Origin of the sequence: Agrobacterium sp. T29 (assembly GCF_006970545.1) — a bacterium.
GTDB lineage: Bacteria > Pseudomonadota > Alphaproteobacteria > Rhizobiales > Rhizobiaceae > Agrobacterium > Agrobacterium leguminum.
Genome location: NZ_CP040641.1, coordinates 1585141 through 1606003 on the forward strand (window position 1 = coordinate 1585141; position 20863 = coordinate 1606003).

17 protein-coding genes are annotated in these 20863 nt (G+C 60.1%); 6 read left to right on the top strand and 11 right to left on the bottom strand.

The features are described 5' to 3' along the window. Nucleotides 1-3: 3 nt before the first annotated feature. Together FGF54_RS22360 and FGF54_RS22365 are read left to right on the top strand one after the other, a co-directional pair. The gene (locus tag FGF54_RS22360; RefSeq protein ID WP_142781177.1) at nt 4-957 is read left to right on the top strand and encodes a phosphoglycerate dehydrogenase; all 954 of its coding nucleotides are present in this window, start codon (nt 4-6) and stop codon (nt 955-957) included. Between the two features lie 64 nt (nt 958-1021). Beyond that, a complete protein-coding gene (locus FGF54_RS22365) occupies nt 1022-1945 on the top strand; it encodes a dihydrodipicolinate synthase family protein (RefSeq protein ID WP_142781178.1) in 924 nt (307 codons plus the stop codon). 62 nt (nt 1946-2007) lie between these two features. Here the strand turns inward: FGF54_RS22365 and FGF54_RS22370 are convergent, their stop codons facing one another. After that, the gene (locus FGF54_RS22370) at nt 2008-3141 is read right to left on the bottom strand and encodes an ROK family transcriptional regulator (protein ID WP_142781179.1); all 1134 of its coding nucleotides are present in this window, start codon (nt 3139-3141) and stop codon (nt 2008-2010) included. 292 nt (nt 3142-3433) lie between these two features. Between FGF54_RS22370 and FGF54_RS22375 the strand changes: the two genes are divergently transcribed. The 4 genes from FGF54_RS22375 (at nt 3434) to FGF54_RS22390 (ending at nt 8353) form a co-directional block, all read left to right on the top strand. Continuing rightward, nucleotides 3434-4426 carry an ABC transporter substrate-binding protein gene (locus FGF54_RS22375; protein ID WP_003521817.1) on the top strand — a complete coding sequence of 331 codons (993 nt, stop codon included), beginning with the start codon at nt 3434-3436 and terminating at the stop codon, nt 4424-4426. A gap of 102 nt (nt 4427-4528) precedes the next feature. Beyond that, nucleotides 4529-5626 carry an ABC transporter ATP-binding protein gene (locus FGF54_RS22380; protein WP_246667018.1) on the top strand — a complete coding sequence of 366 codons (1098 nt, stop codon included), beginning with the start codon at nt 4529-4531 and terminating at the stop codon, nt 5624-5626. Next, nucleotides 5623-7308 (top strand): iron ABC transporter permease, encoded by a 1686-nt coding sequence (locus tag FGF54_RS22385; RefSeq protein WP_142781180.1) that lies wholly within the window; start codon nt 5623-5625, stop codon nt 7306-7308. Before FGF54_RS22380 ends, FGF54_RS22385 begins: the two co-directional genes overlap by 4 nt. Nucleotides 7309-7390: 82 nt before the next feature. Beyond that, complete coding sequence (locus tag FGF54_RS22390; protein ID WP_142781181.1) at nt 7391-8353, top strand: hypothetical protein; 963 nt, start codon at nt 7391-7393, stop codon at nt 8351-8353. Between the two features lie 53 nt (nt 8354-8406). Here FGF54_RS22390 and FGF54_RS22395 read toward each other — a convergent pair whose 3' ends face one another. The 10 genes from FGF54_RS22395 to FGF54_RS22440 all read right to left on the bottom strand — a co-directional run bounded on the left by FGF54_RS22395 (nt 8407) and on the right by FGF54_RS22440 (nt 20849). Next, entirely contained in the window at nt 8407-11151 is a 2745-nt protein-coding gene (locus FGF54_RS22395) for a LuxR C-terminal-related transcriptional regulator (RefSeq protein WP_246667019.1), read from the bottom strand. A 90-nt stretch (nt 11152-11241) separates the two neighbouring features. Then, entirely contained in the window at nt 11242-12330 is a 1089-nt protein-coding gene (locus FGF54_RS22400) for a DUF917 domain-containing protein (protein WP_142781182.1), read from the bottom strand. 1 nt (nt 12331) lies between these two features. Further along, entirely contained in the window at nt 12332-13420 is a 1089-nt protein-coding gene (locus tag FGF54_RS22405; RefSeq protein WP_080840191.1) for a DUF917 domain-containing protein, read from the bottom strand. Between the two features lie 10 nt (nt 13421-13430). Next, on the bottom strand, nt 13431-14972 hold the full coding sequence (locus tag FGF54_RS22410) for a hydantoinase/oxoprolinase N-terminal domain-containing protein (RefSeq protein ID WP_142781183.1): 1542 nt from the start codon (nt 14970-14972) through the stop codon (nt 13431-13433). 96 nt (nt 14973-15068) lie between these two features. Then, nucleotides 15069-16127 (bottom strand): ABC transporter ATP-binding protein, encoded by a 1059-nt coding sequence (locus tag FGF54_RS22415; RefSeq protein WP_142781184.1) that lies wholly within the window; start codon nt 16125-16127, stop codon nt 15069-15071. Between the two features lie 71 nt (nt 16128-16198). Further along, nucleotides 16199-17302, bottom strand: coding sequence for an ABC transporter substrate-binding protein (locus FGF54_RS22420; RefSeq protein WP_246667020.1), 1104 nt, complete (start codon nt 17300-17302; stop codon nt 16199-16201). A 64-nt stretch (nt 17303-17366) separates the two neighbouring features. Continuing rightward, nucleotides 17367-18170 carry an ABC transporter permease gene (locus FGF54_RS22425; RefSeq protein WP_142781186.1) on the bottom strand — a complete coding sequence of 268 codons (804 nt, stop codon included), beginning with the start codon at nt 18168-18170 and terminating at the stop codon, nt 17367-17369. Next, the gene (locus FGF54_RS22430; protein ID WP_035225553.1) at nt 18170-19108 is read right to left on the bottom strand and encodes an ABC transporter permease; all 939 of its coding nucleotides are present in this window, start codon (nt 19106-19108) and stop codon (nt 18170-18172) included. The genes FGF54_RS22425 and FGF54_RS22430 overlap by 1 nt, the downstream gene beginning before the upstream one ends. A gap of 14 nt (nt 19109-19122) precedes the next feature. Continuing rightward, entirely contained in the window at nt 19123-19890 is a 768-nt protein-coding gene (locus tag FGF54_RS22435; protein WP_142781187.1) for an aspartate/glutamate racemase family protein, read from the bottom strand. A gap of 341 nt (nt 19891-20231) precedes the next feature. Then, a complete protein-coding gene (locus FGF54_RS22440) occupies nt 20232-20849 on the bottom strand; it encodes a nucleotidyltransferase domain-containing protein (protein WP_142781188.1) in 618 nt (205 codons plus the stop codon). Between the last annotated feature and the right edge of the window lie 14 nt (nt 20850-20863).

Here is a 20863-nt window from a genome sequence, read left to right on the forward strand (position 1 = left end):
GCAATGAGCAAGACCGTACTGGTAACGGCAACGAATTATTCCCGCTATTGCGCGGACGCCAAGGCGATGCTGGAGGCGGAAGGTATCGACGTCGTTGAAAACGGCTTCGGGCGGCCGATGACATTTGACGAATTATCGGCAAGACTTGGCGATGTCGATGCCGTTATCGCCGGTGTCGACACCTGGAACGACCGTGTTTTTGATCTTGCCCCGCGACTGAAGGCGATCGCGCGTTTTGGTGTCGGTGTCGATAATATCGATATCGATGCGGCCCACCGGCATGGCATCGCGGTGACGAATGCGCCGGGCGGCAATGCCAATGCGGTGGCCGAACTGACGCTCGGGCTGATCCTTTCGGCAATGCGCCGGATACCCTATCTGCACAATGCCTTGCGCGGTGGCGCATGGGACCGTTTCGTCGGGCAGGAACTGATCGGCCGCCGCGTCGGTCTCCTCGGTTTCGGTAACATCGCCCGCAAGATCGCGCGCAAGCTCTCCGGTTTCGATGTGGAGGTGATCGCTTACGACAAGTTTCCCGACCAGGCTGCCGCAACGAAGCTTGGTGTGCGGATGTGCGAGATGGATGAGGTGCTTTCGTCTTCCGACATTCTCGTGATGATGATGCCGAGCCTGCCGGAGACACGCCGTCTCATGGATGCCGGCCGTTTTGCCCGGATGAAGCCCGGCTCGATCTTCATAAACACGGCGCGTGGCGCCCTTGTGGATGAGAAGGCGCTTTACGACGCCATCGTCAGCGGCCATCTTCAGGCGGCGGCGATCGATGTCTATGAGATGGAGCCTGCCTTGCCCGATAATCCGCTCTTTACCCTGCCGCAGATCGTCACCACGCCGCATACGGCAGCGGAAACCTACGAAACCTACACGTCCATCGGCCGGATTACCGCCGAGGCGGTGATCGATGTGCTCGCGAACCGCCAGCCACGCAACCAGCTCTGATCCACGCCGGCAAGGCTTCCGCATCGGAATGCCGGAACCACATATGTTTGACAGGACGAAAACAATGACCAAGCGTATCGAAGGCATCATTCCCGTGATGATCACCCCCTTCAGGGGCGGCAAGATAGATTTCGAGGGCGTCGCCAATCTCGTGGAATGGTACATCGCCAATGGATCGGACGCGCTGTTTGCCGTTTGCCAGTCTTCTGAGATGATGTTCCTCACCCTTGAGGAGCGCGTGGAACTGGCTGCTTTTGTTAAGAAGGCCGCAGCCGGCCGTATTCCCGTCATTGCCTCGGGCCATATCAACGAGACGCTTGAGGATCAGCAGAAAGAGCTCAATGCCATCGCACAGACGGGTGTTGACGGCATGGTGCTTGTCACCAACCGGCTGGATGCCCGGCAGGAGGGCGGTTCGAAGTTTCTCGACGATCTCGGCTGGCTTCTCGAGCGTCTGCCTTCCGACCTGCCGCTTGGTCTCTACGAATGCCCGGCGCCCTATCGCCGTCTCATGACCGATGCCGAAATTTCCTTCTGCGCCAATAGCGGTCGCTTCGTTATCCTCAAGGATGTCTCCTGTGATCTTGAAACGGTCAAGCGGCGTGTAGCGCTCACCGCGAATACGCCGCTCGCCATCGTCAACGCCAATGCGGCGATTGCATTCGACGCCATGAAAGCGGGATCGCGCGGTTTCACCGGGGTCTTCACCAATTTCCATCCCGATCTCTACAAATGGCTGCTGACGGAAGCCGGCCGGCAACCGGAACTGGCTGACGAGCTGTCGGTCTATCTGGCGCTCGCCGCCATGGCGGAGCCCATGGGCTATCCCAAACTGGCGAAGCTCTATCACCAGCGCCTCGGCACCATAAGCGACATCGAAAGCCGTGCGGTGACGTTCGATATTCAGGAGCGTTTCTGGGCGATAGAGGCTCTTCTGGACAAGATCATGCAGGGCACGGAGGAATTCCGGCGGCGCATATCCAGGTAGCGGCTTCCCCTGTCATCAACAGGCAGACAAATGGGGAAAACGGTGCTGCCGGCCATGGCATGTCATGCCCAGCCTTTCAGCGCCCGCCCGGAATAATAGCTGGGCGTGGTGGCGCGGTAGATCGGTATGCTAGCGGCGCCCAGATGAGGCAAGTCGCTCATGATCGATTTGCGTATTTCCGGCGGCTCGACGAAAAAATCCTCGCCGAGTATTTCCAGAGAACCGATACGCCGCACGATATGTTCGAGAATCCAGTCCGGCAGCGATCCACCGAAAATGATGGCTGCCGGATCCATCGTGCGGGCGACCGTCAGTGAAAGCAGGCGAAGCTGATCCGTTGCCCGCTCCAGCCACGACACCATGGCGGGATGGTCGGCATAACTCTCGTCAATGTCCTTCAGGCGTCGAATGCCGACGCCTTGAGCAGCCAGAGTGTCGCACAGGTCCTGTCCCGAGGGGCGGGGATGGGACTTCGGAAACAGCCCGCCGAACTCGCCGGCATTGCCATTGGTGCCGCGGTAGAGATGGCGCTGCACCACCAGGGCGCCACCGATGCCATATGTCAGCCAGATCATCGCGAAATTGCGAATATTGCGGCCTGCACCATAATAGAGCTCGGAAAGAATGACGGTATTGCCGTCATTTTCGTGAAAGACCGGGAAATCGAAATAGGGCTGGAAGTCCTTGTCGACGTCGATGTCGCGCCAGCTTTCGAACTGCTTGATGCGGAAGACATGGCCGCGATCCCGCTTGAAATGGCCGGGAAAGCTGATGCCGCAGCCCAGCACATCTTTCTTTCTTATCTTCGCTTTTTCAAGCACTTGCCGGGCCGCCGCCTCGGCCATCTCCATAATATGCTCGAAACTGTGCCCTTCCAGTTCCAATCTGATTTCCTGTCTTATCGTGCCGTTGAGATCGGCCACGCAGACACGCAGATCGTCTGGATTGAAGTAGACCCCCAGCGTGAAAAGCCCGTTCGGGTTGATTTCGATGGCGGTGGACGGTTTCCCCCGTTTGCCGTCATTGCGGGCCTCCTCCGCTTCGACGATGAGGCCGGATTCCAGGAGATTGGCCGTCAGGCGGGTAAGGGTCGGTGCGGAAACATCCATCTCCCGCGCCAGCTCGATACGCGACATGCCTCCCTTGCCGCGCAAAATCTCGAGCAGCCGCCGCTCATTGTAGCCGAGATCGATCAAACAAGTCTCCCCGCGAGAAGTTACGCCGGATGATTAGCGCAAATCGTGCGATTGTACACCTCGTTTCGCGGGAAAACCTGCCGTCGAGAGCGGGAAGCTGGGAGCAAAAATCATAAAAAATTGTGTTTTTTCAATCGGATATTTTATTTTCTCATTCAAAATAAATTCCGGCTTGACTAATTAATTTACGTAAAGAAAATAAATAATAGGCAGCGGGTGGCGACAGGCAAAATCAAAAAGAAATCATGTCGCAGGGCCGGTCTGTCAGGGAACAAAAAAACGGAGCCCCCTTATGCGTAAATCATGCACTATTTTCGCGCGCCTTTTTGCCGGCGCCACTTTCCTTGCCAGCGCGGCTTTCGCTCATGCCGAAGGTACCGTCGTGGTCTATTCCGCCGCCCCGCAGCAGCTCATGGACGAATTGCTGCCCATGTTCGAAAAGAAAACCGGCACCAAGGTCGAGCTTGTCAAAGCCGGGTCCGGCGAGCTGATGAACCGCATCAAGGCGGAAAGCGGCAAGGCGGCGGGCGATGTGATCTGGAGCGTCGACGGGACGGTCATCGATTTCTCCGCCGACCTTTTCGAGCCATACAAGCCGGTTGAGGCTGCGTCGATCAACCCTGCCTTCTCACCGAGCGCGAACTGGGTGCCTTTCACGGCTGTCGTTACGGCCTTTATCGTCAATAAGGAGGCCCTGAAAGGCGCTCCCGTTCCGACGTCCTGGGCCGATCTCGCAAAGCCGGAATATAAGGGCCTGATTTCGTCGGCCCGCGCCGACCAGTCCGGCTCGGCCTATATTCAGATGGCGACGGTATTGCAGGATTTCGACAGCGAGGAAAAAGGCTGGGAAATTTATACCGGCATTCTCGGCAACTCGGTTCTTTCCACCTCTTCAGGCGCGGTGCCGCGTTTCGTCAACGATGGCGAACAGGCCGTTGGCATTACGCTTGAAGATGCCGCGCTGCGTTACAAGCTCGGCAGCGCGCCGGTCGAAATCGTTTATCCGAAAGAGGGTACGGCAATCGCGCCTGACGGCATGGCGCTCGTGAAGGGAGCGCCGAATGCCGGCAATGGCAAGGCCTTCATCGATTTCATCGTCTCCAAGGAAGCGCAGGAAATCGTGGTGAAGGCGGGTCGTCGCTCGGTTCGAACCGATGTCCCCGCCAATCCGGCACTCGTTCCGCTTTCCGATGTTCCAGACGCGAAATACGATTTCAAATGGGCTGCGGACAACCGCGCGCGCCTGATGGAAAAGTGGAACGAGACATTGCTCGACGTTCAGTAAGATAATTGCCGGGGACGGCGCAGAAGCGGCCGTCCCCCTTTATCCCATTCACAATTCGCTTTTCGTTTGTCCAGCGTGGTCACCGGCCGTGCAGGATTTGTCATGGAGCAGCACATGGCCGCCGTGGAAATCACCAGCATCAAGAAGAGTTACCGGGATGTCGTTGCCCTCTCCGACATCAATATCTCCATCCCCTCGGGATCGTTTTTTACGCTTCTCGGTCCGAGCGGATGCGGCAAGACGACCCTCCTGCGCACGATTGCCGGGTTTCACCAGCAGGATAGCGGCAGTATCAGCATCGAAAGACAGGCGATCGAACATGTGCCTGCGCATAAGCGCGATGTCGGCATGGTTTTTCAGGATTATGCGGTTTTCCCGCATATTTCCGTATTCGACAACATCGCCTTCGGTTTGAAGCAGCGCAAGGCATCTTCCACCGAGATTCGCGAACGGGTCGGCAAGATTCTCGACATCGTGCAGCTCGCTCCCTACGCCAAGCGCATGCCGCATGAATTATCCGGCGGTCAGCAGCAGCGTGTCGGCCTGGCGCGTGCGCTCGTCATCAATCCGAAAGTGCTGTTGATGGACGAGCCCCTATCCAACCTCGATGCGAAACTGCGCGTGGATCTGCGGCGCGAACTGCGCGAAATCCAGCAGGCCATGAACATTACCACGGTTTATGTGACTCACGATCAGGAGGAGGCGCTTGCCATGTCCGATCTGGTCTGCGTGATGTATGGCGGCGTCATCCAGCAGGCCGCAGCGCCCTGGGAAGTCTATAACAACCCCGCCAACCGTTTCGTCGCCTCCTTCGTCGGGGCAAACAACTTCCTGACGCTGGATCGTTCGGGTGGGCAGATATCCATTTCCGGGCACAGTGTGGGGCTGCCGCAGGTCGACGCCATTGCGCCACAACGAACGGTCGTTGCCGCCATCCGTCCCGAAGCGATTACCGTCGGCTCGCCCGCGACCGAAGATGAACGCCGCATCGAACTGCCTGTCACCATAAGGCAGGTCAGCTTCACCGGCCGCGAGATGAATGTTGCCGCGGTGCTGTCGTCGGGAGAGGAAATCGAGGCGATCACCAAGCCGTCGCCCGATATCATCGCCCTTCAGCCCGGCCAGAAAACGGTTTTCTCCTGGTCTGCGGGCGATACCAAGCTCTTCGGTGAGGGCGTTACCGGGGAGCGCCTGTCATGACGGATATGACCGCGACCGCAACCACGGGCGGCTTCCGCCTTAGACTGCCGGGCTTCTGGACCAGCGTGACGGCATTTGCCGTTGTCATATTGGCGATCTTTTTGATCCTGCCGATTTTCAGCGTGTTCTTCATCAGCTTCTTCGACGCCAAGACGGGTGATTTCGGTTTCGGCAACTATGTTCAGGTGCTGACGCGGCGTTTTTATACCGTGGCATTGTGGAACACCCTTGTCATCGGCGTGCTCGGCATGTTGGGGGCCTGCCTGCTCGGTATTCCGCTTGCCTTCTGCACCTCGCGTTACCGCATCAAGGGCCGCACCTTCATTGCCACCTTCGCGGTGCTGGTTCTGTGTGCGCCGCCCTTCATCGGCGCCTATGCCTGGATCATGCTGTTCGGCGCTAACGGTGCGGTCACCAATCTCCTGTCTTTCGCCGGCATTTCACTGCCGACCATCTACGGGATACCGGGCATCGTGATGGTCTTCAGCCTGAAGTTCTTTCCCTATATCTTCCTGATGACGGAAAATGCGCTGAACACCATCAACAAATCCTATGAGGATGCGGCGGAAAACCTCGGCTGCACGGCGTTCCAACGCTTCCGCAAGATCACCTTGCCGCTGGTCTTTCCTGCAGTCAGCACCGGCGCCATCATCTGCTTCGTATTGTCCATTGCAGACTTCGGAACTCCGGCAATCCTCGGCAAGGGCATCAGGACGCTCTCGACCATTGCCTATGCGCAATACACCTCCGAAATGGCCGGCACGCCGACCATGGCAGTCACGATTTCCATGGTGATGATTGCGATTTCCATGGCAGCACTTCTGTTGCAGCGGCACATTCTCGCCAAGCGCCGTTATGCCAGCTCATTGACCAACCGGCCGGTAAAGCGCTCCATGCGCCCGCTGAAATCGTTTATCGTGCACGGTTTCTGCTATCTGGTCGTCTTTGTCGCCATGCTGCCGTCCCTTACGGTCATCTACACATCGTTCCTCGCAACGAACGGCCCCGTCTTCACAGGCGGTTTCGGGTTGGACAGCTATGCCCGCATTCTTCGCGATTCACCGCAGGCGATTGCCAACAGCTTCACCTTTGCGATTGCCGCCGTGGTGTTGATCGCCATCGTTTCCGGCCTGCTCTCTTTCATCGTGGTCAGGCGGGACAATGCAGTATCGGGCTCGCTCGATCTTCTGCTGATGGTCCCCTATCTGATACCCGGCGTCGTCATGGCGATCGGCTACGTAACGACGTTCCGTTATCCGCCTTTTGACATTACCGGCACGGCACTCATCATCATCCTGCTGGTGTTTATCCGCCGCCTGCCTTACGGCGTCCGCTCCACGACCTCGATCCTGCGGCAGATCAAGCCTTCCATCGAGGAGGCCGCGGTCAATCTCGGCGCTTCGCCGGCAAAGACGTTCATATCGGTGACGGTGCCGCTGATGTTGCCGGGGCTCATCATCGGTTCCTTGATGAGCTTCATCACCGCCATCAATGAATTGTCCTCGACGCTGATCCTTTACACGGCGCGGACGATTACGATGCCTGTGCTGATCTATATTCAGGTGATTGACGGCGAGTTCGGCACGGCCGCGGCTCTTTCCACCTTACTTCTCGTCAGCACCGGACTTTGCGTCTTCGTCGTCTTCCGGCTTTCGGAAGACAAGGAAGCCTCTTTCGTCTGAAACCATCCAAATATCATTCAAAACTGCAGCAGCGGCGACCCATGTGTCGCCGCCAGCCTCCCTCTGCAAGGACACCAGAAAGATGAATATCGCGAGCTTTTCGCAATCGAAATACAAGAACGCCGCAAAGCCGGGGGACGATGTGGCGCTTCTCATTCCCGGACGGGTCCTGGCCGTTTTCGACGGCGCGACCGACCCGACCGGAGCAAGTTACGGTGGGCTGAGTTCCGGCCGCATCGCGGCCCTTGCCGCCGCCAATGCCGTGGCTGAGATGAGCCTTGACGGCAGGCTGGAAACGCTCGCCGCGCCCGCGCTTTTTCAAAATATCAGCGATATCCTGAAAAAGGAGGCGCAGCGCATCAATGCCGGCTATCCGCCATCGACCACATTGGCGATCGTGGCGGATATGGGCGACAGCTTCCGCCTGCTGCTTGCCGGCGATTCCGGTGTCAGGATCAACGGCACCCGTCTGTTTCAGCACACAAAGCTGATCGATACGGTAAGCACTTCGGCGCGTATATTCGTGTTCAAACAGCTTCTCGCCGCCATCGGCGATGGCGACGCGGCCGAGGCGCGCACGCGCGCGACGATCTTCTCAGGCCTGCGTTCGGCTGTCGCAAACGGTATCATGACGGCGCGGGATGCGGAAAATGTCGTTATTGCCGCGGCCGGGATGAGCGGCCTTGAGAACGACATTGAAACGGTCGAGGAATTCCTGATGGGCGGAATCCGTGTCCAGCCGCAATTCGCAAACCGACATGGGCATGTACTGGGTTACGCCTCGGTGAATGGCGGAACGGTCATGCAGGAAGGGACGGTTGACGTCCGCATCGCCAAAGACGGGCTCTCGAGCATTGAAATATTCTCCGACGGCTATTTGTCACTGCCAACGGGGACGGATGTTGCGGCCTGGGAAGCGGAATTCGCGCGTGTCGAAGCGGCGGATTTTCACAAGCTGCGTGAGTATCCGTCCGTCAAAGGTTCGACAACGGCGGAATTCAGCGATGACAGGACCGTCATTTGCCTCAACCTGGTTCAAGGGTAGTCCAGTCTACGAACCTCATGTGAGCCGGCCGACATCGCATATCGATGTCGGCGTCATTCGCGGTCGGTCAGCTTGAGGTGTTTGCTGACGGAGACGGCCATGCCGCGCCGGCTGACGCCAAGCTTCGCGTAGATGTTCTTCAGGTGGAATTTCACGGTCGCTTCCGAAAGGCCGAGATCGCGGGCCATTTCCTTGTTGCTGCGGCCTTCGGAGAGAAGTTTCAAAACGGTGGTTTCCCGCCCGCTCAGCAGTCCGGCGGCATGTGTTGCGCCGTCGTCATTGCCGCCCATCGGCATCACCATGCGTGGCTGGCGGCCAAGGCCGTGCCCGACGATGCGGCTCATGAATTCCACCGCGTTCGGGCTGAATACCTTCAGGCCGAAACGGCGCACGATGGCGCGCAATGTGGTGGCAAGATCGTGCCCCTCATCGGTAAAGAGCTGCGTCGCCTCGTGAGCGCGGGCAAGGGCGATGGCCGATTGCAGATAGGCGAAGGCCTGTTGTTGTCGGCCTGCTTTCCACGATGCCTGTACCGCCATGATTTCGGCCAGCATGCGGTGATAGGCGCGGCCGGACGCCTTGGCGGAAAGGATCAGCGCTTCGAGCCTTAGCAATGCCTGCGGCGCCTGCCCCTGCGCAAGCGCGAACCGGGCGCTGGCGATGTCGAAATCATAGGCCTCGCGCCAGGTCCAGTTGCCGGGACCGCCCGCCTGTTTCAGGCTTTCCACCCGTTCCATCGCCTGCGTTGCCGACTCGATCATGCCGGCCCTGACAAGCAGATCGACACGCATGATCGCAGCCGCGGTCTTCAGGCGGGGCAGGTTGCGCTCCACGGCCACTTCCTCCGCCTTGTCGATTGCGGCAGCGGCGGCGTCGAAGCCGCTGACCTGAAGACGGCTGCGGGCCAGCAGCCAGAAGAGACGCATGAAAAGGTCGACCCAGCTTTCGCCGCGTATCAGCGGCTCCACGCATTCCGTCAGGGTCTGCTCGACATGAAGCACCTCACCCTGCTGATAAAGCACATCGGCTGTTGCAAGGCGGACGATGGCGAGCAGGTTCCGGTCCGTCCAGTGCACCCGTTCCACCAGTTCTTCGGCCTCCCGGCAAAACTGTAGGGCGGCGGAAAATTCACCGGTCAGCGCGCTGACGAGGCCGAGGTGGATGAGCATGAAGACCTGGGCATAGGGCGTTTTTTCCTCGCGGTAATATCCGAGCGCCTTCAGCGCCGCCCGCCGCGCTTCCTCAAGCTCGCCGGTCCGGGTGTAAATGATGCAGAGGTGGTTGAAGAGCCAGGCGAGTTCCCACGTGGCATGCGGCGGCAGGGCGGCGGCGGCCCGTTCCAGCCGTTGCGCCTCGGCGGGGCTCATGCGGCGGTCTTCATAAACATCGATCAGGCTGTCGATATGGTCGAGGACGCTACGGTCGACGGCGGCAAGTGCGGCAGCGGACCATTCGCCGTTTTCTTTCAGAATATCGAGCCGCTCGCGCCCGGCCGCCGCATTGCCGCGCTTGGAGAGCACCACGGCATAACAGACCATCAGGCCGGGCGATGCATGCAGGATTTCCGGCGGAAAATTATCGATGAGGTGCTCCAGCACCTGATGCCCGGCCCGCAGGAAAATATCGACGCCACCGGCCTTGCCGATGATTTCTTCCGCCATATGGAAATCGCCGCTCTGGGCGGCGTGGGAAACGGCGCGTTCCAGGTGGGCGCGGGTTGCAAACCAGAGGGCGGCCTGGCGATGCAGCGCCTTCTTTTCCGTTTCCGAAACGAAGGCGGTGTCCCGTTCGAGGCAGGTGCGAAGCACGGGGTGCAGGGAGAGCCAGCCATTCTGCCCGTTTTCGATAATGGGATGCATGGCCTCCAGCATGGCCAGATCCTCTTCCGTCAAGCCGGGCAAACCGAGGTCGGAGGCGAGATCAAGACGAAATTCCGAGAAAGGCGACAATCGGCGCAGGGTGGACAGGAGCGCGGGAGAAAGCCGGTTGATGACGGTTTCGCGCGTGTAGTCCATCAGATCGGCATGGGTCCCCGCGAGCAACAGGCGCCGCTCTTCTTCCGTCGGGCCTCCGGTCACGATACCGGTGGCGAGTTGCGCCAGCGCGGGCCAGCCACGGGTGATTTCCATCAGGGGGTCGACGAGCGCCGCCATCGCGCCGCGGGCCAGAAGCCGCCGCAGGTCGGATCGCCCGAATTCGAGTTCTCGCGCCGTCACCTCCGTCAATACCCCGCGTGCCTTCAGCCGGGCAAGCGGCAATTGCGCGGGAGAACAGGACGAGCAGGCGATACGGAGCGCATCGGGCGCGGAAAGAATGAGCTGCTCCAGAAGCCGGTATCGGCTGCCGGTGTCGATTTCGTCGACATTGTCGATGAAAAGAATGGTCAGACCCTCACGCCGCGCCACCGCTTCCATGGCGTCCGTCATCGCATCCTGCGTGTCCGCCATTGCGGCAAGGCCAAGCGATTGACGCAATTCACCGACGAAACGCTCAGGCGATGCAATGCCCGACGCGTTGAGCCAGGAGCAATGGGAAACCGCCGTATCGCGCATGCCCGGCAAAGTGAGGGTGCCGTCCACCAGACGCTCATAGGCCGCTTTCATCAGGGCGGTCTTGCCGAAACCGGGCGGGGCGCGAAGAACGACGATCTGTCTGGAAAGCCCTGCGGCAAGATTGGAGAGCAGATAGGGTCTTTCGATGCCTGAAAAAAGCATGCGCGGCGGGCTGAAGCGCAACCCGGCGCCGGTAAATGTTCTTACGGCATGCAATGGCTTTTCACGCAAGACACGGCTCGGCATCGGTCCTCTTTCGTCACTGAACGACCGGCCCCAGCCGGAATGATGTCCGGAAAGGGCAGGGCATTATCAGCGCCTGATGCCGGGCGTTCGTCAAGAGCCGAGTGGCCGGTAGGCTTGCGGCAGGCCGAAGGCGGCGGGACCGAAGACGGCCAGCGCTTCCGGCGTGCGCATGATGGGCGGCACACGCACGGCAAGCACGTTCACGCGTTGTCCATAACGCAGCCTCTCGGTGGTGATGGCTTCGGCCGTGTCTATGTCGAGCACGGTGATGAGATCGGGGACGATCGCCAGCACGCGGCCACCTTCCTCCTCGGCCACGAGATTTTCGTTCTGGATGCGGATTTTGACCTTCGGTTTCGAGGCGTCGAAGGGTTCGATGGTGGCAATCCCCACCGACCAGCCGTTTTCTTCCTTGCGGGCGACATCGCAGACCTTGCCGGAGGTGATGATTTCGGCATGGCCGTAATGCGTGCCCGCGAAAAAATCGACAAGCGCCCTGACCGGGTCGAGATGCCCTGCGGCCGCTTCGCGCAGGGTCCGGCCAATGCCGATGGCGAGCGACATGGTGGCGGGCACCGAAACACGTTTTGCCGTTTCGCCATCCATGCCGTAATTGACGATATAGGCCTGCCCGCCCATGCGGATGGTTACGCCACGGGCCAGCCACTCGGCCTTTGCGGCGTCTTCGGTCTCGATCAGCACGCGGTTGCCGCGTTCGTCGGCCACCGCCACCGGGCTTGCCGGCACGCCGTAGACGTTGAAGGTTTCCATCTCAAGCTGCGGGAAGGCGCGGCCCATGCCGTCCGCATCGATGACCGGCACGCGCTTTTTGGCCGCCAGCACGATGGGTATCATGGAATTGATGCCACCCGCCTCGAAGGGAATGATGGCGCCGACATCGATGCCGGTGTGGTCCTCATAGGTCTCAAGGGCAAGATCGCCCTCTTCGCCGGAGGGGATTTTTTCGATGAGGATGGTGGGCGCTCCCATTGCGCCGCAGGCGACAACGGCTGCGCCATCGGGCACCGCGTCGAGTGCGACCAGGTCCACCGGCCCGTATTTTTCGATGGCGGCCTTGGCCAGAAGTTTGCCGATATAGGGATCGCCGCCGCCGCCGGTGCCGAGAACGGCCGCGCCGACGGCAAGATCGTCTATGTCCTGCTCCGTGATGATTGCCATGTCAGTCGATCTCCTCGATGGAGGTAAAGGGTTCCTTCAGGCCAAAGCAGGCCGGGCCGAAGACGTTCAGCGCTTCCGGGGTGCGCATGATCTCGGGCACGGAGACGGCGACCACGGTGACGCGCTGGCCGTAACGCAGGTTTTCGCTGGTGATTGGCTCGGCTGTTTCCGTGTTCATGATCGAGATCAGGTCCGGCACGATGGCTCTTACCCTGCCATCCTGCCTGGCGATCAGGTTCTCGTTCTGGATTTCGATTTCCATCTGCGAGGTGAATGGCGCGACGGCTTCGATACGGGCGCGGCCAATGGTGAAACCGGCTTTGGTTTCGCGCATCACATCGACGATCTTTCCCTTGAAGATGACGCGGCCGTAACGGTAAAGCGTGGACGGCAGGAAACCGAGAAGCGCCTCGATGGGATTGATGTGGTCCTCCTGCGCCTTGCGCAACACCTTGCCGATATGGATCGCGAGTGTCAGCGTATTGGGAATGGCGGTGCGCTTCACCTCCGCGCCGCTCATTGCATATTCCGCAATATAGGCGCAGCCGCCCATGCGAATGGCGACGGCACGGGAGAGCCATTCCATCTGCCTGTTATCGACGGCCTCGATCAGCGCGCAATCGCCCCATTCGTTGCTCACCGCCATGGGGGAGCCGGATATGCCGTAAACGCCGAATGTCTCCATTTCCAGAAACGGAAAGGCGCGCCCCATGCCATCGGCATCGACGATGGGCAGACCGAGCCGGGCGCCGACGACCAGCGGAATGGTGGAATTGATGCCGCCTATCTCGATGGGCATGGTGTAGCCGGCTTTTTTGCCGAGCCTTTTCTCAAGGCGACGGAGCGAGAAGATGGCCTCTTCGCCGGAGGGGATTTTCTCCACCAGCACGGTCGGCGCACCCATCATGGCTGTCGGGATGACGAGGCTGTCATCAGGCAACTCGCTGGGGTCGATCAACTCGACCTCGCAGCCTTCGTCCAGGCATTGCTGCACCATCATGCGCCCGACATAGGGATCGCCGCCGCCGCCGGTTCCGAGAAAAGCCGCGCCGACGGCAAGATCGGCAAGATGTTCGCGTGTGAGTTTCATCGCCATGCCCTCAACCGATCACTAGGTCGCCGACCGCCTTGACGCGGATGCGAGTGGCGCTGCCGGGCAGATAGGCAAGCGGCACTTCCTCGATATCCATGATCTTGACGGAGGCTGCAGTCGCCCCCGCCTTTACCGCCCGTTCCGAAGCCTCGGCCTTTGCGCTCGCCAGAACGGCGTCACGCGAGGTGCCTTCCAGCGAGAAGATGCGATCCACCTCGCCGCCCACCTGTGCGATCGCCGCGCCGATGGCATTGGCGACGGAGGCGTTTTGTGGCCTCAGAACCTTGGATGCCGAAGGCAGATCGCGTGAGACCAGAATGGAGCCGCCGCCCACCAGAATGACGGGGAGCGGATCGGCGCTGGTCTTCATGCGATCCACGGCCTCATCGACCATGCGATGCATGGTGTCGAGCGCGGTTTCGATGGTTTTTGCGGGAATATGCGCAACGCGGGAGCGGTCGCCAATATCCTCCAGACCGGCCGCCACCACGATATCCGTGGTCGTCAGGGTATCGCCGCCGAAAACCAGCGCCTTGCTGGTGATCTCGTAACCGACGGAATCGGGGCCGATGCGCGCACCCTCGTCACGCACCAGCGAGCCGCCGCCAAGTCCGATGGCCAGCACGTCCGGCATACGGAAATTGGTCCGCACACCGCCAATATCGACGGCAACCGCCGATTCTCTCGGAAAACCGTGCACGAGCATGCCGACATCCGATGTCGTGCCGCCAATATCCACCACCATGGCTTCCTTGACACCGGCCAGCATGGCAGCGCCGCGCATGGAATTGGTGGGGCCGGAGGCGAAGGTAAGGACGGGATAACGCTCGACATAGTCGGGAGACATCAATGTTCCGTCGTTCTGGCTGATGAAAAAGGGCGCCTTGATGTCGAGTTCCTTCAGCGCGCTGCGGAAGGAAGAGACGACCTTGCGGGAAAGCTCGGCCAGCGAGGCATTCATGATCGAGGCGTTTTCACGCTCGAGGAAACCCACCCTGCCGATTTCGTGGCTGAGCGAGATGGCGATGTCAGGAACCGCATCGCGCAGTATTTCGGCGGCGCGAAGCTCCATTTCCGGCGTGACCGGCGAAAAAACCGAGGTGATGGCCGCCGTCTTCAGGCCGCGTTCGCGCACGGTGCCGGCAACCTCCATCAATCCCTTTTCGTCGAGAGGCGCGATGGTGCGCCCGTCGAATTCATGTCCGCCGCGCAGCATGAAGGTGTGTCGGCCAAGCGTGTCGGCCAAGTCCTTCGGCCAGTCGGTCAGCGGCGGCAGGCCCTTGGTGGCCGGCAGGCCGAGGCGGATGGCGGCGACTTCCAGCAGGCGCTTGCGCTCAACCACGGCATTGGTGAAATGGGTCGTGCCGATCATCACCGCCTGAATTTGCGAGACGGATACGCCCGTCATGCCCAGAAGCTTGTTCAGCACCGCCACGATGCCCGAGCCGACATCGGCGGTTGTCGGGCTTTTGCAGGCGCCGATGACCGCTGCCCCATCCATAAGGGCGGCGTCGGTATTCGTGCCACCCACATCAATGCCAATACGCATGTCTTTCTCCTGTCGATTGACAAGGGAAGGGCGCCTGCGCGGCTGGTCACCGCACATTGCATCCTTTCCCGATTTTCTGGTTCCGATGGCCGGGTCTCAGGCCACCAAGACTTCGGATCGTTCCGGGTCCCATGTCACGCCGATCGCCTGTCCGGGCGACAACCTGGCGAGATGGGACTGGTTCTGCCGTTCGGCGACGATATCCTGCCCGGCGACCGAAAGATGGTAGCGGACAAGCGCACCCTGATAGGTTTCCGAAACGACGGTTGCCGCAAGGCCGGTGCCGGCCTCGCCGATGATGATGTTTTCCGGCCTGACCACCAGCTTGACGGCCTTGCCTTCGGCAAAATTGTCGGATGGAAGCCGGGTCAGCGCCGTGCTGTCGCCGAAGCGGACCGCGAGCCTTTCGCCTTCGCGGCCTCTCACCGTGGCATCAATGACATTGGACTGGCCGATGAAGGTGGTGACGAAAAGCGTCTTCGGCCTCTCGTAGATTTCCTGGGGCGTGCCCACCTGCTCGACTCTGGCCTTCTGCATCACGCCGATGCGGTCGGACATGGTGAGCGCCTCATCCTGATCGTGGGTCACGTAAACGGTGGTGATGCCGAGCTTCTTTTGCAGATCCTTGATCCAGTATTTCATTTCCTCCCGCAGCGATTTGTCGAGCGCCGAAAGCGGTTCGTCGAGAAGCAGGATGCGCGGTTCGGTAACCAGCACGCGGGCAAGGGCCACACGCTGCTGCTCGCCACCGGAAAGCTGGCGCTGATAGCGGTTTTCATATCCCATCAGCCCGACCTGGCGTAACGCGAAGGCGACGGAGCTGTCGATTTCCTCCCTGGATTTCTTTCGCAGCTTCAGGCCGAAGGCGATGTTTTCCGCCACGCTCATATGCGGAAAAATCGCATAGTTCTGGAAGACGATGCCGATGTCGCGCTTTTCCGGCGGCAGATGGGTGACATCATCCGATCCGATCAGGATCTGCCCCGATGATGGGCGGATGAAGCCGGCGATCATGCGCAATGTCGTGGACTTGCCACAGCCGGAAGGTCCCAGCAGCGAGAAGAACTCGCCCTGTTCTATATGCAGATCGATGCCCGCGACCGCGACATTGTCGCCATAGGATTTGACGAGGCTTTTCAGTTGAATATCCGACATCGGCTTCCGTTGTCCTTTCCCTCTGGGGCGTGGCCGGCGGAACCGGCCACGACGTTCTGCGGGTGCGAGGGTCAGCCCGCGAAGATTTCGTTCACGGTCTCGACGATATCGTCTTCGTTCTCGAGATAGGCCTTCCAGTCCGGCAACCAGAAATCCTTGGTGGCGTCGGCGCTGTTGACGATACCGGCTTTGACGAGATTATCCGGCAGGACGGCGTTGGAGACGGTAGGGCGTAGGTAGAATTCCTTGCCCATATTGGTCATGAAGGACGGCTCCAGGGCCCGGTTGAGAAGCGCATAGGCAAGCTTCTTCTGTGTCGGCTCGGAATAGCGGCTGACCGTGTAGGTCTGGGTGAGGATCGGCTGAAGTTCCTTCCAGTACATCACGGCGAAAGGCGCGCCCTTGTCGCGGGCCTGCATCGGTTCGGCGTCGCTCTGCACCGCGATAACCACCTCGCCGCGATCCATCAGCGTCTGCATGTTGCCGGTGAAATCCGAAATCTTGGCGGGCATCAATTCCTTCATCGCCTTGTAACCGGCGTCGAGATCGTACTGATCCTTGCCGAATAGCGAGCAGGCGACGAGGAAGAAGTCCATCTGCAGGGTGTTGGAGGTGATGTAGGTGCCGCGCTTGCCGGCGAATTCCGGCTTCCACATGTCCTTGAAGCTGGTCGGCGGCGGTGTGACGAGGTCGGTGCGATAGGCATGCACATATTGGTTGAAGGCCCAGGTGACGCCGACGCCGTTCGAGGTGGCGAAGGGCCAGAGATTTTTGCCGTTTGGCACATTGGGAAGGATTTCGTCGATCGTGTGGAAGAAATCGCCCGCCGCCGCCGTCTTGAACATTTCCGGCAGGTTCCAGTTGGTGATGTCGAGCGGCGGTTTCTTCGGCCCGTTGGCGACGAATTTCGGAAACCACGGCCAGGTGGAATCATATTCGATCTTGCAGTTGAAATCTTTCGCGAAGTCGGTCAGCAGATATTTATTGACCAGCTCGCCCCACGGGCCGCCCCATTCGCCTACCCGCAACACCGCCCCGCCGGCATCGAAGACGGAACCGTCATAGGTCACATCCTGCGAGAAGGCGTGGTTGATGTTGAAGAGCGGCAGGGTTGCCGCTGCAGCACCCATCTTGAGGAGCCTGCGGCGGCCGGGATCGAATGTCATTCCTGTCATGTCCATGTTCCCCTTGTTTTTGAATCTATGGATACGGGTATTTCATTGAATGTCCGGCGGGGCCCTAGCCGCCGAAAATGCGCTTCAGATTGATGAGCCTGGAGGTCGCCACCATCGAGACGACGACGAGAAGGATGGCGAAGATGCCTGCTGCAGCCGCGGTGGGTTCGAAGGCGTAGCGCAGCGCCACATACATCGCCATCGGCAGCGTCTGCAGGTTTGGCGTCGAGAGAAACAGCGTCACCTCGAACTGGCCAAAGGAAATGATGAAAGCGAAGATGGTGCCAGCCGAAATGGCCGGTGAAATGATCTTCAGCGTCACGAGCCGAAAGGCGGTGAAGGGAGAAGCCCCGAGCGACCGCGCCGCATCTTCCAGGCTGCGGTCGAAGCCGACGAGGGCGGCGGTGACCGTGGCGATGACAAAGGGGCAGGTGACGATGACGTGGCCGATGATAAGCCCGGTCATGCTCCGCGCGAGCCCGATGCCGGTGGTGACATAGAACACGTAGAGCGCAAGGCCCAGCACCACCCCCGGCAGGACGATGGGCATCATGAAGAAGGCGCGCAGCGGTGCGACAAGACGGCTCGACGACCGTGTCAGGAAAAGCGCCGCCATGGTGCCGAGCACCGTCGCAATCGCTGTCGAGATGCCGGCGACGAGGAAGGAAACGCCATAGGCCGAGAGAAAGGTCGGCGAGGTCAGGAAGGCATAGACCCAGCGCAGGGAAAAACCCTGCGGCGGAAAGGTCAGATAGTCGCCGGCATTCAGGCCGGACAGGATGACGATGATGACGGGGACCAGCAAAACCGTCAGCGTCAGCACCGACAGAAGCCTGAAAACAAGCGGAATGGATGATTCCTCACGCATCAGCTGCGCCCTCCCGTGGTGCGCATGGCAGCGCGGTGATAGACGGCGATCGCCATCAGGCTGGTGACGAAGAGGACGATGGCGATGGCCGCACCGAACTGCCAGCGTCCGGTTTCCGCCACCTGCTGGTAGATGTGGATCGGCATGACCATGACCTTCCAGCCGCCCATCAGCGCCGGCACGACATAGGATGAAATGGCAAGTGCGAAGACCAGCAGCGTGCCCGCCAGAATTCCCGGCATGGAAAGCGGCAGCACGATGGAGAAGAAGGCCTTCGCACGGGAAGCGCCAAGCGATCTGGCCGCTTCTTCCAGCGCAGGATGGATGGATTTGATGATGCCGATCAATGACAGGATCATGAAAGGCAGCGTGATCTGCACCAGCCCGACCACGACACCGAAGATGTTGTACATCAGCGGTAACGGCTCTGAAATGATGCCGATGCGGATGAGTGTGCTGTTGATGAGGCCGTTATCGCCCAGAAGCACCATCAGCCCATAAAGCCGGATGACCATGTCGAGCTGCATCGATGACAGGACCAGGATCATCAGTAGGGTGTTGCGGCCGGGGCTGACCGTCTTGGCGATGACATAGGCAAGCGGATATCCGAGCACCAGACAGACCAGCGCCACCATGGCGGCAATGCCCACGGAACGCAAAATGGCCTCGTAATAAATGGCGCGGGTGAAGATGCGCACGAAATTGTCGAAAGTGATCGCGCTTGAGAGGGTTATGACGCCCGCCACCGATTTGTTGAAGGCAAGGGCAAAAAGCGAAGCGGTGGGCACGACGAAAAAGGCGATGAAGAAAATCAGGGCCGGCAGCAGAAGCAGCCAGAAGCCAAGCCCCTCGCCGAAGCGTCTTCGCAGCGACGAAGCCTGAGAGAGAGGCAGGCCGTTCACCTGTTTGTCCGATGTCGTCATTGCGGATACCGCCATGTTGCCCGATCTCCTCATTCTGCCGCTTGCGGCAGCATGGCCCTGTGCAAGGCGTCGTAACCGATCAGTTCCTTTTCCGGCGGCGCCGGATAGGTCATCTTGCTTTGCGAAAGACCGGCGCGCACGAGACCGGCGGCAATGGAAACGGCTGTCGGGATGGGGTCGACGACGGGAACGTCGATGCCCTCGGCAAGCAGCCCTTCACGCAGGCCGGCGGCGCATCCCATCAGGCCGGTGCAGCCGAAGATCAGGGCTTCCGCGCCGTCTTCCTCCACCGCTTTCCTGCCTTCCTCGACCAGGCGGCGGGCGGTGGCGGCAAGGTCCGCCTCGAGATCCAGCACGGGAATATCGACACTGCGCACCGAGGCCAGCTTGCTGGAAAGGCCACTAAGGGCGGCGGTGTTTTCAAAAGACGGGATCAGGCGGCGCATGACGGTAATGACGGAGAATTTGTGTCCCAGCATGGAAGCAACATGCATGCCGGTTTGGCATGGCCCGAGAACGACCATGCCGGAAATCTCCCGGGCCGGGCGCAGGCCGGGATCGCCCATGCAATCGATAATGACGGCATCGACGCCTTCACGTTCGGCGCGGGCTGTTTCAAGCAGGGTGCCGGGAACGGACATCGCCGCCTCGAACTCGCTTTCGATCGAGCCCGGCCCGGTGGCTATTTCGGCGTGGGAAAGGCTGATGCCGGGATATTCCAGCGCCTTGAGATCCGCCAGTTTGCGAAAGCCGCGCGTTACGATGGGGGATACGACACGAACATGGACGTCACGCATTCTCGATATCTCCTTCAGCACCGCAACGACTTGCATATGCGGGCAAAACCAGGCCTGAAGTTGCGTATCCGACGCTTGCCGAGCTTCCGGTGACTGCGCCGCTTGTTCCGATGCCTTACGGTGCATCGGCTTGCCGCCGGACGAAAGAGCTTAGGCGAATAGGGGCTTCACTCTTTTGGGTGGGTAGTATGGCTGGTTTGAAAGCGCAGTACCTATTCGTTTAGATAGGTACTGCTGCATAAAACAGATGCGCCTGCGATGTTTGACTAAACATTGGGCGATCAAAGTCGTAAAATGAGGCGTTTCTGGCGTTTTGCGAACGGTTTAACCGCAAGTGGGCCTTACGGGAGGCGCAGCGCCCGCACCCAGTCGTGACCCGGGTGCAGGCGGTCGAGGCAGTCTCGCAGCCAAAGGCGTTCCGAAAGGGGTAATTTGGGCTGGGCTCTTGCGAAATCGTCCTCGTCCTTGGGGCGCCTGTGCTTTGCCTTGAACAGAAGCACGGCGGAGGCATTGAGATAAGGGATGCCGTCTGCGGTCAGCGACACCATTTCGATCCGCGGCCGCGTCATTTCCGGATTTCTCTTGTAAACCCAGGTGTCATTCGTCCCCGGCTCGATCATCATATCGGCGCGCCAGCACCCGGCAGGGCGATCGAAGCACCATATTTGAAAAATCTCGGGAGCCGGGTGCTGGTCCGCCGGCAGCGGTTCGATAGTGCCATCGTTGACGGTATAGAACTCCATGTCGCCCAGTTTCCGGCGAAAAATACCCAGATCTTCGCGCAGGACCGTGAATTCGAGATCGTCATGTTCGCGTGTCTTGCTCCCGTGCCACAGATCGAGAGCCCAGCCGCCGACAACACACCATGGCCGCGATACGCCGTCCAGTCGCTGGGACAGTTCGGCAGGGCTCCAGGGGGTCCACGCATTCTGGTCCGGCACAAGCGGGTAATCACTCATAATATATGGTCGCT